9 protein-coding genes and 1 pseudogene are annotated in these 13,072 nt (G+C 67.0%); 2 read left to right on the plus strand and 8 right to left on the minus strand.

The genetic code is table 11. The annotated features are described in order from the left end of the window. Positions 1-91: 91 nt before the first annotated feature. From ABT186_RS05680 to ABT186_RS05695, 4 genes and pseudogenes are all read right to left on the minus strand, one after another. On the minus strand, positions 92-2,839 hold the full coding sequence (locus ABT186_RS05680; RefSeq protein WP_351923738.1) for an alkaline phosphatase family protein: 2,748 nt from the start codon (positions 2,837-2,839) through the stop codon (positions 92-94). A gap of 4 nt (positions 2,840-2,843) precedes the next feature. After that, positions 2,844-4,202: an ABC-2 transporter permease family protein gene (locus tag ABT186_RS05685; protein WP_351225989.1), complete on the minus strand. Its 1,359-nt coding sequence runs from the start codon at positions 4,200-4,202 to the stop codon at positions 2,844-2,846. Continuing rightward, positions 4,199-5,140 carry an ABC transporter ATP-binding protein gene (locus tag ABT186_RS05690; protein ID WP_351923740.1) on the minus strand — a complete coding sequence of 314 codons (942 nt, stop codon included), beginning with the start codon at positions 5,138-5,140 and terminating at the stop codon, positions 4,199-4,201. Before ABT186_RS05690 ends, ABT186_RS05685 begins: the two co-directional genes overlap by 4 nt. A gap of 246 nt (positions 5,141-5,386) precedes the next feature. Continuing rightward, positions 5,387-5,505 (minus strand): annotated as a pseudogene (locus tag ABT186_RS05695) (EamA family transporter); the annotation flags it as partial. Between the two features lie 25 nt (positions 5,506-5,530). Here ABT186_RS05695 and ABT186_RS05700 point away from each other — a divergent pair. Then, positions 5,531-6,979, plus strand: a complete 1,449-nt coding sequence (locus ABT186_RS05700) for a recombinase family protein (RefSeq protein ID WP_351923742.1) — start codon at positions 5,531-5,533, stop codon at positions 6,977-6,979. A 72-nt stretch (positions 6,980-7,051) separates the two neighbouring features. Here the strand turns inward: ABT186_RS05700 and ABT186_RS05705 are convergent, their stop codons facing one another. From ABT186_RS05705 to ABT186_RS05715, 3 genes are all read right to left on the minus strand, one after another. Next, the gene (locus tag ABT186_RS05705) at positions 7,052-7,819 is read right to left on the minus strand and encodes a hypothetical protein (RefSeq protein ID WP_351923744.1); all 768 of its coding nucleotides are present in this window, start codon (positions 7,817-7,819) and stop codon (positions 7,052-7,054) included. 114 nt (positions 7,820-7,933) lie between these two features. Continuing rightward, a complete protein-coding gene (locus ABT186_RS05710; protein ID WP_351923746.1) occupies positions 7,934-9,289 on the minus strand; it encodes a chymotrypsin family serine protease in 1,356 nt (451 codons plus the stop codon). 644 nt (positions 9,290-9,933) lie between these two features. Continuing rightward, positions 9,934-10,503, minus strand: coding sequence for an ATP-binding protein (locus ABT186_RS05715; RefSeq protein WP_351923748.1), 570 nt, complete (start codon positions 10,501-10,503; stop codon positions 9,934-9,936). A 211-nt stretch (positions 10,504-10,714) separates the two neighbouring features. Here ABT186_RS05715 and ABT186_RS05720 point away from each other — a divergent pair, with 211 nt between their 5' ends. Further along, positions 10,715-12,091 carry an NsdA family TPR-like regulatory protein gene (locus ABT186_RS05720; RefSeq protein WP_351923750.1) on the plus strand — a complete coding sequence of 459 codons (1,377 nt, stop codon included), beginning with the start codon at positions 10,715-10,717 and terminating at the stop codon, positions 12,089-12,091. Between the two features lie 3 nt (positions 12,092-12,094). Here ABT186_RS05720 and ABT186_RS05725 read toward each other — a convergent pair whose 3' ends face one another. Continuing rightward, positions 12,095-13,009 carry an aminoglycoside phosphotransferase family protein gene (locus tag ABT186_RS05725; RefSeq protein ID WP_351923752.1) on the minus strand — a complete coding sequence of 305 codons (915 nt, stop codon included), beginning with the start codon at positions 13,007-13,009 and terminating at the stop codon, positions 12,095-12,097. Positions 13,010-13,072 lie beyond the last annotated feature (63 nt).

Genomic DNA, 13,072 nt, shown 5'->3' on the forward strand with positions numbered 1-13,072 from the left:
CCCACAGGACGAGTCCGTTCGTGTGACGGACAGAAGAGGCCCCGGGCCGGCGGTGACGCCGGCCCGGGGCCCTTGACGCGATCAGGCTGCGTCAGCCGTCGGAGTCCGAGGCCGGGATGTAGGCGCCCGGTACGTCGTTCGGCGCGTAGATCTTGCTCTCACCGGGGTACGGCTTCGTCCAGTTGTGCGTCTGGTACCACGTGAAGTGGTTCATCTGCGCGGGGTTGGCGAAGTCCGGCACTGCGCCCGGCCCGGTCAGCCGCTGGTGCGACTCCCAGGCCTTCCACTCCGCCGCGACCTGCTGCTCGGCCGCCGGCACCATGGTGGACGTCGGCGCGGGCGCCGCCTTGGCGTCCTGCGGCGCCGGGGTGTCCGAACCGCAGGAGGGCTGGGGGCTCACACCGAGGGTCAGCGAGGTCCGGTTGGGCACCGCCTTGAACGGCGTGTTGTTCGCCGTCTGGGTGAACGCCCCGAACATCGGGGTGGCCGCGCTGTCCTTCTGGTTCATCGGGTGGATCCCGAGGATCTGCTCGATGGTGCGGACCATCGTGATCTGCGAGTAGTAGTGGTTGTCGACGGTGCCGTGCTTGGCCCAGGGGCTGATGATCTGGACCGGGGCACGGTGGCCGTCGACGTGGTCGAGGCCGTTCTGGGAGTCGTCCTCGACGACGAAGATCGCCGAGTCCTTCCAGTACTTGCTGTGCGAGATCTCGTCGACCATCTTGCCGACCGCGAGGTCGTTGTCCGCGACCTCGGCGGCCGCGTTCGCCGGACCGCCGGTGTGGTCGTTGGAGAACCAGAACATGTTCAGGTTCGCCGGACCGTTCTTCTCGAAGTCCTGCTTCCAGATCTGGTACTTGTAGACGTCCGGGACGTTGAGGTCGAACAGCGGGAAGCCGGGCACCGACACCTTGTTGAGCGACGGGATCGCCGAGCCCGTCTGAATGGGGTAGGCGGTCTTCTGCCCGGTCGCCTCCATGTTCTTGGCGTCGCAGTACAGGTTCTGCCAGGTCGCGCCCGCCGGCTTGCTCTCGAACGACTGGAACTCGCCGTAGTCCTTGACGGACTTCCCCGCAGCCTGCGCACCGGTCCAGATGAAGCCGGACTTCTGGTGGCCGAGAGCGTCGTCCTCGGTGTCGTAGCTGCGCGTGTACTCACCGGCGGAGGACTCGGTGTACTCCGGGTTGTCCGACTGCATCAGCCAGTTGTGGCCCTCGGCGGAGTTCGTGCCGACGTCATAGAAGTTGTCGTACAGCCCGAACTGCTCGGCCAGGGCGTGCTGGTTCGGCGTCACGTTCTCGCCGTACTGCGTCAGCGACGCGTTGCCGTCGCCCTGCGGCATGTCACCGAAGACCTGGTCGTAGGTCCGGTTCTCCTTGACGAGCAGGAATACGTGCTTGATCGTCGAGGGGTTGCCGAGCCGCACCGGAACCGGCATCGGCTTCGCGTAGCCCGTTCCCTTGGTGACCGAGCCGGCGGTCCAGCCGTTCTGCTTGAAGACCTTGGCCGTCTCGGACCTGATGACGCTGTCGTCCGGCAGCGTGAACTGCGTCAGGCTCGACGTCGTGTCGTGGGTGCCGTGTCCGGCCTTGCTGGTGGGGCGGCGGGCGTCGATACCACGGGTGTTGGAGACGACCACGTTCTTGCCCACGGCGGCAATCTCCGAGGGGAAGTAGTCCGTCGGGAGCAGGCCGACGTAGCTCGCCGGCTGCTGCGGGGAGGTGTACCGGTAGACGGCGACCGCGTTGGCGCGGCCGAGCGTCACCAGCAGGCGACCGTCGTCGGTGAGCGTCACCGCGTTGGGCTCGTAGCCGACCGACGCCTCCGGCCACGGCTGGGTGGCGATGGTCTGCACGACCTTGTCGTTGGCGGTGTTGATGACCGACACGTTGTTGTCGGCGGTGTTGGTGACGAACACCGCGCCCTTCTTGGCGTACACCGCGGTCGGGTGCAGACCGACGTCGATGCTTCCGACGGCGGCGGACGGGTCCGACAGGTTGATGACGCTGACCGTGCCGGTGGTGGTGGCACCGGTGTCCGGGTTGGCCGGCACCTGGGTGCCGTAGGAGTTGATCGTGGTGTCGCCGGCCTTGGCCGGACGCCCGCCCTCGTTGCTGATGTAGAGCTTGTTGCGGACCATGGCGATGCCACGGGGGGCGTTGCCGACGGCCCAGCTCTGCTTGATGGTTCCGGTCGCCGCGTCGATGGCGACCACCCGGTTCTGGCCGTTGACCGCGGAGTACACGGTGGAGCCGTCGGCCGAGAACACCGCCGCACCCACCAGTGCGCGCTTGGACCCGTCGGCCGGGATCGAGATGGTCGTCGGGTTGGAGAGGGTGCCGTCCGGGTTCACGGTGAACTTGGTGTAGCCGTCGCCCTGGCCCAGCCACAGCTGCGAGCCGTCGGGCGAGTACGTCGGGCCCTCCTGGCCGACGGAGCCGCTCTTGATGAGCAGGTCGTCCGCCGCGTTGGTGCCGACCTTCTGCTTCACCTGCCCGGTCTTGAGGTCCATGACGACCAGCGAGGCGTCACCGTCGGCGACCGAGGCCGCGAGGTGGGTGCCGTCCGGGCTGACCGAGGACGACATGATCTTGCCGTCGTTGATGACGGTGCGGCTGCCGTAGGGGGCGATGTACTGGTCGTCGGCGACGACCTGGCCGTTGGCGGTGACCTGGCCGACCTGCTGGGTGCCGAACTGGTGCGTCTGGGCAACAGCGGTGCCCGTGACGGCGAGGGCGACAGCGATGCCCGCCGTCACCACGGTCCGACGGCCGACGCGTCTACCGAAAAGGTTGATCTGCTCCTTCTCGTTGACCCGGCGCTGCCGTGTTACCTGCATGGAATTATCCCTTCGCGGTGGTGTCGAGCAGTTCGACGTTGCCGTCGAACTGCCATAGGGGGTTCGGGGCGTCCCCGGTGGGGGTGCGGACCAGGAAGAAGCCGTTCACTTCCTTCGGTCCGTCGCCGTCGGCCACGAACCGCCCGTCTGAGGTGACGTCAAGTTGGTAGATGGCCGTCCCCGCGGCCGCGGCGCCGGGGAGGTGCCAGGTGACGACGCAACGCCAGTCGTTGCCCGCCCCCTCGGGGGCGGCCTGGCCGTCGCTCTTGGTGCACGCCGCCGTGGCGCGCAGTTGAGCCTCGGTGACGGCGGGGCGGTGGAGCTGCTGGGTCTGCATGCGGTAGAGGTGGGCGAAGGCCGTGGCGAGTGACCGCTGGATCTTGTCCTGCTCGATTCCGGAGCCCATCGACGGGGTCGCCACGGCGACCACCGTGACGGTGAGGGCGGCCAGTCCGACCAGCGGCAGAAGTCCGGTGGTGATCGCGCGGCGCCCGGAACCGTCGTAGGCCGGGTTGGTGAAATCGCGTCGGAGGAAAAGCAGGTACGCCAGCGCTGTCGCGAGCACGGTCCACAGCAGGCTGACCCCGATGCCGATCAGGAGCGGGCCGACCTGTGCCGGGCTGGTGAACAGACCGTTCCAGGCGATGAAGGCGTAGCCGGGCAGGGCGAGGCGCATGGCGACGGGCAGCGGCAGCATCTGGGCGACCTGCATCGCGAGCGCGAAGAGCGGGGGCAGCAGCAGCCCCATCGGGGACCGTCCCAGCGCGACCGACCCGAGGAGTCCGATCGCGGCGAGGGCCAGGGTCGGGGCGAGGGCGCAGACCCAGGCGAGCAGGACCCTGCCGGCGGCGTCCCCCGGCGTCAGCAGGTGGCCGTCGAGGCCGACCAGCGGCTGGTTGCCGACCGCCACGAGCCCGCCGACCGCGCTGGAACAGGCCAGCCCGGCCACGAGCAACAGGATGACGGTGAGGCTGGCCAGTGCCTTCGCCATGAAGATCCGTCGGGGCGACCGGACGGCCACGAGCAGGTGGCGCCAGGTGCCCAGCCGGTCCTCGGAGGCGAACACATCGCCCGCGACCACCGAGGTCAGCAGCGGGAGCGCCCAGGTGCCCGCGAAACCGAGCATCACCAGCGGTCCGGCCCACCCCGTGGCATGCATCCAGCGACCGAAGAGGGTGTCGGAGGGGAGCGTGCTCTGCCGGCTCACCCCGGCGACGAAGAGCGCCGGCGCGATCCAGCAGGCGAGGACCAGCAGGCGGATCCGCCATTGCGAGACGAGCTTGACCAACTCGAAGCGGTAGCCGCGCGGAACCGAGACGCGGCGGGCACTGGCAACGTTGTTGTCGACGATGGTCGCGGTCATCGGCCCGCCTCCTGCTGCTCGGTGAGGGCGAGGAACGCGGCTTCGAGCGGCGACACCACGGGTGCGAGCTCGCGCACCGCGATGCCCGACTGCACGAGCCGCCTCACCAGTTCGTCGAGGGCGGGCACCAGCGCGCGCACGACGAGCACCTCGGGGTCCTGCCGTACCCCGGTGTCGTCGACGACCTGGATCCCGGCCGTGTCGGCAGCCTGCAGGCGCGCGGCCTGCGGGTCGGAGGTGCGCAACCGGTAGTCGAGTTCACGGTTTTCGGCGGCCAGCTTGTTCAACGGGCCGGAGAAGACGACCCGTCCGGTGGCGATGATGGTGACCTCGGAGCACAGTGCCTCCAGGTCGTCCATGCGGTGGCTCGAGAGCACGACACTCGTTCCGTCCGACGCGAGCCGGGTGAGGACACCGTGTATGTGTCTTTTGCCAGCGGGGTCGAGGCCGTTGGAGGGTTCGTCGAGCACGAGCAGCCGGGGCTTGGTGAGCAAGGCCGCGGCGAGCCCGAGCCGTTGACGCATGCCGAGGGAGAAGCCGCGGGCCCGGTCGTCGGCGACATCGGTGAGCCCGACCTGGTCGAGCACTTCGTCGATCCCCGCCGTCCGCGCGTCGTGGCCGCGGAGTGCGGCCAGCGCGGCAAGGTTCTGCCTGGCGGTGAGCGAGGGGTAGAGACCGGGCCCGTCCACGAAGCCGGCGACACCGTCGGGAGCGGCGAACGCCCGCCCGACCTGCGCACCCAGGATCTCGAGTCGGCCGCTGTCGGCAACGGCCAGGCCCAGCAGGAGACCAAGCAGTGTCGTCTTGCCGGCGCCGTTCGGTCCGACCAGGCCGTGGATCTGACCCTGCGTCACATCGAGGTCGACTCCGTCGAGCGCGACGACGTTGCCGAAGCACTTGGTGATGCCGCGAGCCCGGACTGCGAGGAGTGTGTCCATGCGTCCCTTCTTTCGAAGCCCGCAGGGACCCTAGGGACGACACACAACCCAGACACAGACAGCTGGCTGAACGTTCATGGAACGGATCGTCAAGGCGTCGGCAAGTCGTGCGCACCGGTGGCCCGCATCGAGCCGGACGTGCAAACGCCTGGACGCCCCGCGTCCGTACGCAGTACCCCGCCGCGCTACGCGTTCGTTGCTCGGGACGACGGGATGCAGCCTTACGCCGGCCGCCGCCCTGGCCCAACCGGCGTGCAGCAGCAGCCCTATGCCGACGACGACCAGCCCGGCCGCACCGATCCGCGGCAGGCCGGACCGTTCCTTGAAGAGACCGCCCCTGTCGCGGCGCCGACGATGATCGACGTCATGCCTGGCTCGTACCGTATTTCCATGAGTCGACCGAAGTCAGGCGCGAGCACAATCACGCCGGGCGAGCCCGCAGCCATCTACTGCCGTATCTCACACACCAAGGACGAGGATCAGACCGGGGTCGACCGGCAGGAGCGCATCTGCCGGGAGATCGCCGAACGGCTTCAGCTCCGTGTCGAGTCTGCACACGTCTACGTGGACAACAACCGTTCGGCGTGGCAGCGCAACCGCAAGCGGCCGGGATGGGAAGAGATGCTGAAGGCGATGGGGGAGGGGGAGATCCGGCACGTCATCATGTACCACCCCGACCGCCTCATGAGGCAGCCCAGGGACCTCGAAGAGGCTCTCTCCATCGCCGACGAAAAGCGCATCCTCCTCCACGGCGAGGCGAACCGGCGCGACCTCTCGGATCCCGATGACCGGTTCATCCTCCGTATTGAGGTGGCCCATGCGTGCCGCTCCTCCGACGACACCTCGCGACGCCTGAAGGACGCCCTGAAGGACAAGGCCCGCGAGGGCCAGCCACACGTGGGCAACCGACCGTACGGCTACACCAGCGACGGCCGCGCGATCATCGAGGAGGAAGCGGAGATCGTCCGCGAGGTCTTCCGCCGCTATCTGGACGGCGAGTCACCGAACCTCATCGCCCAGGACCTCACAGCCCGCTCGATCCCCACGTCCAAGGGCAAGACGTGGCAGCCCGAGAAGGTTCGCCATCTACTGTCGTCCAAATTCGTGGCGGGCGTCCGGATCCACCAGGGCGAAGAGGTGGGAGTCGGGGCGTGGCCGGCCATCATCGACCGGGGCCAGTGGGACGAGGTTCAGCGGCTCAGGGAGTACCGGGCCGAGCGCGCCAGGGACGATCAGAAGCGACCGACCCGGAACTACCTCCTGCGCGAAATCGCGACCTGCGCTTGCGGAGTGCGCATGGCCGGTACGAACGGCGGTCGATACGCCTACTACCGGTGCACCCGCGCCGACGACACGGGTCAGCAGAAGTGCAACCGGTCCGTCTCTGCCGGGCCCCTCGAAGAGTTCGTGCGGGATGTGGCGATCAAGGTGCTGACCAAGCTGGACACCTCGGGCTACGAGCCCGCCACGACGAGGCGCCCCGAGGCCGATGTGCTCGCGGACGAGAAGGACCGCGCGAAGCTGGAGGAGCTGAAACAGCTGTGGCTCAACGATGACGACTTCACGACCGCAGACTTCCAGGCCATGCGCGGCCCCATCCTCAAGCGGATGAAGGAGCGGCAGCGGAAGACCGTCAAACGGCCGATCGCAGTCCTGGAGGGGATCGCCGGACCGGACGCCGAAGTCAACTGGAAGCGGCTGGAGAAGGAGGAGGACTACGCGCGCATGAACGCGATCTACCGCTTCCTGTTCGCCGCCGTGATCGTCCGTCCTCCGACGAGGAGGGGCAGGGGGTTCGACACCGACCGGGTGGACATCAAGCCGAACGCTCTGGACTAGGGCTCGTTCGGGTGCTCTCATGCGAAGCCGATGCCCAGCGCCTCGGTATGGTAGCCCTTCCGGGGAGCAGCGTCAGTTCAGGTGGCTGGCAATCTCGAGGAGCTGTGCATCGGTGATGTGGGGGCTGGCTGTGTTTATGACGAAGGTGTACGTACCGTCAGACCAGGCCAGGGTGCGGTTGTCGGGGGTCTTGTCATCCAGGTGGCCAGAGTGGCCGCTGATGGAGACGTCTTTGCCAGAGACCTGTTTGCCAGGGGCCGCGCCACGCGGATTCGTGCCGCTGATCTGGGTGATACTCAGGGAGGGCTGCCCCGAGGTGGTGCTGTAGAAGCGGGTCCAGACGGGGTCTTGCGTGGCGGTTCGCTCGAAGGGCGAGGGGATGGGTCGCTGGCCCGCGTCCTCCGGATAGATGTTGTCCGTCTGCCTGTAGCCCGGGGGGAGGTAGTGGGGGCTGATGAGCTGTGTTGCATGGAACGGTGTGATGGTCCATGCCGTGCCTGCTTCCGTGAGCTTCCGTGAGCCGAGGGGGGAGCGCAGGATGGTGCTGATCTGCTGGGGAGTGCTGGCGCACTGGTGCCGCAGATCGGCCGTCCCCTCGTGCAGGACGAGGCTGACGGAGTTGCTGGACTCGTGGGCGACGAGGCGGGGCTTGACTTCCTGGCAGGGGGTCCACCTGACGGCGGTGGTGATGGTCTGGCCGTCCGCGCTGACGAGCACCTCGCCCAGTACCGCGGCCTCCTGGGTGTCTGTGTCCCGGGTGAGCCAGAGGTCCAGTGCGGTGGCCAGGCCCGCTGCTACTGCACAGGCGGCCAGGGCAAGGCGGATGCGTTTCGAATTCACGCGCATACTCCACGGTCGTCGGGGGCACGGGGAGCCTGTCAGGTTTTCCTCTGAAAGAGAACCGGGGGTGGGCTGACACCCATCGGCGTCAGCCCACGGCTCCGTTCCGGTTGGTCAGTTGGTGATGAGGGTCCAGCCCATGTCGGACAGGGTCTGGTAGATCGGCACGTAGTAGGCGCCCTTGAGACACCATGGCGTTCGGACGTGGCCGTCGAGGACGGTGTCCTGGTTGAGGCTGGGCGGGCACGTGACGGTCGTGTCCAGGGCGGTGATCGTGCCGCGTGCCTGGTCTGCTGTGTAGTTGTTCACGCCGGCGAAGACTGGGCCGCCGCTGTCGCCGTTGACCGCGGCGACGCCGTCCGGGGTGTACTGGGTCGCAAAGGCGAGATCGGTGATGGGGCGCAGATGGCCGTCGGCGCCGGTGACGCTGATGTCCGTCTGGGCGATCTGGACGTTGCAGTGGACGCCGCCGTTGGCGCCGTCGGTGCACACGTATTCGCCGCGGTTGTTGTGGCCCCAGCCGGTCACGGCTTTGGAGTATCCGTCGGTCCGGTTGGCCGCACCGTCATACAGAAACCCGCCGGCCTGCTTCGAGTAGAGGCTGATGGCAACCACGTCATCATTCACGTCGCTGCGGAGCGGGTCGCTGACGCCTACAAGGTCACCACCGACGTACGTCTTCCACTGACCGTTGCCGCCATCGCAATGCCGGGCGGAGGTGAGCATGGGAGTGCCCTGCGCGGTTTTGATGGCGAACCCGCCGGAGCAGATGCCTCCGGTGGGGTTGCGCAGTGCGTCTCCGCCGAACCAGGGCGACTGGTCGTGGGCGCGTGACGCGTCCGAGACCAGCGGCTTGTAGACGATCGACGTGTTGATCCCGGTCAGGCGGTCCGTGATGGCCTTGATCTCGCGGGAGCGCTCTGTGCGCGCGCTCCGGGCCAGGGGATCGACCAGGTCGCGTTTCTCAACCCCGCGGTCCTCGTCATACCCAATATCTAGGCCATTTCCGTCGGTCGCCGGGCCGACGGAAGTGATACGGATGGCGTCGCTGGTGGAACCGAGATGGACCTCCTTGAACTTGCCGCCCTGAATCAGCTTTTTCCGGGCTGCGTGGAGTTCGGCCTTGGAGTACTTGGCCGAGCGGACTTCAGCGGTCACCCCGCCAGGCAGGTGGGCCAGTGTGTTCCTCACTCGCGTGGGTGGGGTGCCCCGCCAGTACAGGCGAAGGTGGTTGTGGTCCGGGTCGATCGCGATGTCGGTGAATCCGGGAATCTTCGCGCGCTCGGACTCTGAGAGCCCCTGGGTGATCTCGCCTGCGATCTTGTCCAGGGTGTCCTGCTGCTGTTGCACCTGGATCAAGTGCGGGTCGGTGATGTTGTGTGCCTTGGCGCCGGCCGTGAGGTTGGCTTCGAGACCCGGTGAGGGGACGGACGCACCGGCCGGGGGAGACGTGATGAAGGGGACAGCCACGAGCAGCGCGGCTGCGGGCAGAGCTGCGACTGGCCACCTACGTCTGCCACTGAGGCTCTTCACGGAATGCCTTCCTGCCGATCACTGAGTTGACGTGATCATGCTGGCTGTTCGACCTGAGATCGAAAACGGGGGGATCGGTCATTCTGTGAAGCATGCGAACTGCCCTACGGTGCAGGCGCGTTCGTTATGGAGGCGCACAGGCTGCGCAAGATCGGCGCGCGGCATCTTTCCGGTTTCTTGGGGAAACTCTGATCTCTCCCTTGAACGAGATCTACTAGGAGCTGTTGCGAACGGTCTTGTCGCTGGCGGAGAGCTGCTCTTGGGTGCGGACATCGAGACGGCGACGGCACACATCCGATGCCTGGGGGCGATGAGGCAGTGGCCGAAACACAGACGTCGGATCCAGGGCTGAAGGGGACCGCTGCGTCCCCTGCCGGGCCACCCTTCGCTTTTCCAGGGCTGATGGGGTGGCCCGGTCTCGGTATGGGGTTGTGAAGCGCGGCTCCTCCTTCGGGAGGGGAGCCCCCAGGGGTCCAGAGGAGCCGCGCCCCGTCGGCCGGAGAGGTCAGCTCCGGCTCATGCCCGGGCCGTCGCCCGCTCCCGATCGCGAGGGAGCAGCGCAGGGGCCGACAGCCCGGAGATCAAGTCAGCGAATCGTCCTTGCCTCCGCCGTCGAGGTCGAAGCGGCACCACACGGTCTTGCCGCCCCGGTCTTCCGGTGTCCACCAGACCGAGGTGGCCAGCCGCTGGGCGATCAGCAGCCCCCGCCCTGTCGCGGGCAACACCGCCTCCGACAGCTCTCCCACCAGCTCCGGGGAGAACGTCTCGCCGAGCGGAAGCAGGGGAGGCGTTGAGTCCTCATCAGCGACTCCGATGAACAGCCACTTCGACCACATTTTGAACGTCACATCGATGCGCCGAGCGCTACCCAGGCGAGCCCGACGAGGGTCCGGCACCGCGTGGTTCACCACGTTGTCTACGAGTTCTGACACGACCAGTCGAGCGTCATCGATGAGCTGATCGGCACCTACGCCCCGAAGGAATGTCGCCGTCATGTCCCGTGCCATACGTGCAGTGTCGGAGAACTCGGCGAAGAGCGTGAGCGCTAGGAAGTGCGCACCCGAGGACGGGTCCGGCGCCACGAACCAGTGAGCGTACGCATCCAGTTCGCTTGCCAAGTACTCGCGCTTTTCCGCTTTCCTCGCGTCCATCACGTCCCCTTCTGAGCCTTAGACGGCCTCTGCGCACGGCTTGCTTTGGCCAAGCCAGTACACGCCGGGCAGCCCGCGACCGGGAGCGTTCACCAGGGGGTTCACGTGAACACCGGCAAGCGCGGCGGGGGTTCACTAATGAACCCCCCCAAGGCGACACTGTTTGTGACACAATGGATACTCGTCGCAATTCTCGGGTTGGCAGGGGAGCATGAGCCGAGAGTCGAACGCGCACTTGATCGCTGTCATGGACGAAGCGAAGGTCTCGAACAAGGGCCTCGCGAAGCGCATGACGGACGAGGCCGCCCGGCGCGGCATCGACCTGGGAACAACGCACATCGCCGTGAAGCGTTGGCGAGAAGGCGCAGGCATCAGGCCGCAGACAGCGGCGATCATGGCGGACGTTCTCTCGGCCAAGCTCGGGCGCCTCATCACGCCGGGTGATCTCGGATTCTTCGATCACGCCAAGTCGTCGGCTCCCGAAGCGATCGGCTACCCGAGCACGATTCCCGACGTCCTGTCCATGCTTGACGGACTTGCTCAGGAACGCGCAGACGCCCCCGCTTCGGACCAACTGATCACCGCGGACGCCGACCTCAGCTCGGCCGTCCTGTCATGGATGATCGCGCGCCCCGATGGCATCCAAGCCGATAGGCCAGCTCACCAACGAGTCGGCATGCGCGATGTCCGTGCGATCAGGGACGCCGCCGGGACGTTCATGGCCCTCGACTTCAAGTACGGCGGAGGCCACGGCCACAAGGCACTACGCCACTACTTCCGGCACGAGGTGTTACCCCTGTTGGACGCAAGCTACAGCGAGAAGGTGGGCACGGCGTTATTCGGCGCCTCCGCCGAGGTATCCCAGCTGCTTGCGTGGACCGCGTACGACGCCGGAAACCACCGTCTTGCCCACCGCTACCTGACATCTACGCTGCGCCTCACCCAGGTCACCGGCGACCGCATGTTCGGCGCCCGCATCCTCACCAACCTCAGCCACCAGGCCAACTACCTCGGCAACCATGCCCAAGCCATCCAGTTAGCGCGATCTTCCCTGGAGGGGGGAAGAGGCGCGGCCACTCCCCGCGCCATGGCATTGTTCGCAGCTCACGAAGCCCGCGCTCTGGCGAATGCGGGAGACGCACACGGAGCCGGCCGAGCCATGAACGAAGCGGAACGCTATTTCGAGCGAGCCGACACCGTCACCGACCCTGAGTGGTTGAGCTACATGGACGCTGCCGAACTCGAAGGCGAGATCTGCCACTGCCTCCGCGACCTCAAGCAGCGCCGAGAAGCCGTCCAGTACGCCCAGCGCGCCGTGGACAGCACCGACCCCAAGTACGCCCGCACGTTGGGGTTCTGCCGCATGGTTCTTGCCCAGAGCCAGCTACTGAACGGCGAGTTGGAAGCCGCCGTCACCACCGCGAGCCTCGCAGTCGACGGCGGCGACTCCCTACAGTCCACCCGCTTCCAGCGCTACGTGACCGACTTCCAGAACGAGGTCAGCGTGCACGCAGCGAACCCCACCGTGGCCGCCTTCAACGAGAAGGTGCACGACGCACTTGCCCGCCTAGACGAGGACGACGAGTAGCCGCTACCAGGGCCGCCAGTCGCGCGGCGCATCGTCGTCACGCAATGCGTCAATGCGCCGCCGGTACTCGGCCGCCACCGTCTCGCTCTCCTGAACGTTCTGCATGAGCCATGTAGTCATGCCGAACTCTTGCAGCCCGCGCAGAGTGTCATACCCGTGCCAGTCGTACAGATCCCGCCCGTACGCCGAGACGAAGTCGGCGTACTGTTCGTCGGTCTGCCACCTCAGGCTGTGGTGCTCCACCGCCGTGACCATGAGATCCCACTCCGGGTGATCGAAGCAGAAGTACTCGAAGTCGATCAGGATCACTTGGCCCTGGTCGTTCACCATGAGGTTCTGCACATGAGCGTCACCGTGGACCGGCCCCTTCGCCGACTCGAACCGCAACTCGGCGAACTTGTCCCGAAGCTCCCGTTCCCGCTTCCGCAGGAACGCCTTGTCATCCGCAGGGATCCGCGCCCGCTCCAGGCGCAGCTCTGACTTCTCGAACGGCCTGTACGACGGAAGGTCAAGACCCGCCGACACCGTCAAAGAGTGCAGATCCCGCAGGATGCCTCCCAGCTCCCCGTACGTGGCCTCACGGTCCCCTTCCACGATCAGATGCCAGAAGGTCACCGGGTGGCCGTCGACCAACAGCGGTTGCTCCAGGTCTTCAACCGCCCGGGTCGCCGGGAAACCCTCACCCGTCAGCCAGTGCGAGACAGCAACTTCCCGACGGGCTTTTGGAAGCCACTCCTCCCCACGTGCCACTCGCACGACCACCGGCACCGAGGCCAGCCGGAAGAGCGCGTTCTCCCCCAGCCTAATCAACTCCGCGCCTCTGTCGTCGAGCCCCGCAGCCCGGCACGCGGCAACCATGACCCGCGCAGCCCCCGCCGACGTGAACCCCTCTTCCGATCGAGCAGCGTCAACCGCCATGCCCGTACCAGCTCCCCTAGTCGCGCGCGATCAACCAGCGCACGTCTGTGGGTGACCAACCCA

It is taken from the genome of Streptomyces sp. NPDC001634, from assembly GCF_040298185.1.
GTDB lineage: Bacteria > Actinomycetota > Actinomycetes > Streptomycetales > Streptomycetaceae > Streptomyces.

What these genes read in the sequence shown, in the direction of transcription:
- ABT186_RS05720 (WP_351923750.1), top strand. Translation starts at nt 10,715, where the DNA reads ATGAGCCGAGAGTCGAACGCGCACTTGATCGCTGTCATGGACGAAGCG.
- ABT186_RS05680 (WP_351923738.1), bottom strand. Translation starts at nt 2,839, where the DNA reads ATGCAGGTAACACGGCAGCGCCGGGTCAACGAGAAGGAGCAGATCAAC.
- ABT186_RS05685 (WP_351225989.1), bottom strand. Translation starts at nt 4,202, where the DNA reads ATGACCGCGACCATCGTCGACAACAACGTTGCCAGTGCCCGCCGCGTC.
- ABT186_RS05725 (WP_351923752.1), bottom strand. Translation starts at nt 13,009, where the DNA reads ATGGCGGTTGACGCTGCTCGATCGGAAGAGGGGTTCACGTCGGCGGGG.
- ABT186_RS05715 (WP_351923748.1), bottom strand. Translation starts at nt 10,503, where the DNA reads ATGGACGCGAGGAAAGCGGAAAAGCGCGAGTACTTGGCAAGCGAACTG.
- ABT186_RS05700 (WP_351923742.1), top strand. Translation starts at nt 5,531, where the DNA reads ATGAGTCGACCGAAGTCAGGCGCGAGCACAATCACGCCGGGCGAGCCC.
- ABT186_RS05690 (WP_351923740.1), bottom strand. Translation starts at nt 5,140, where the DNA reads ATGGACACACTCCTCGCAGTCCGGGCTCGCGGCATCACCAAGTGCTTC.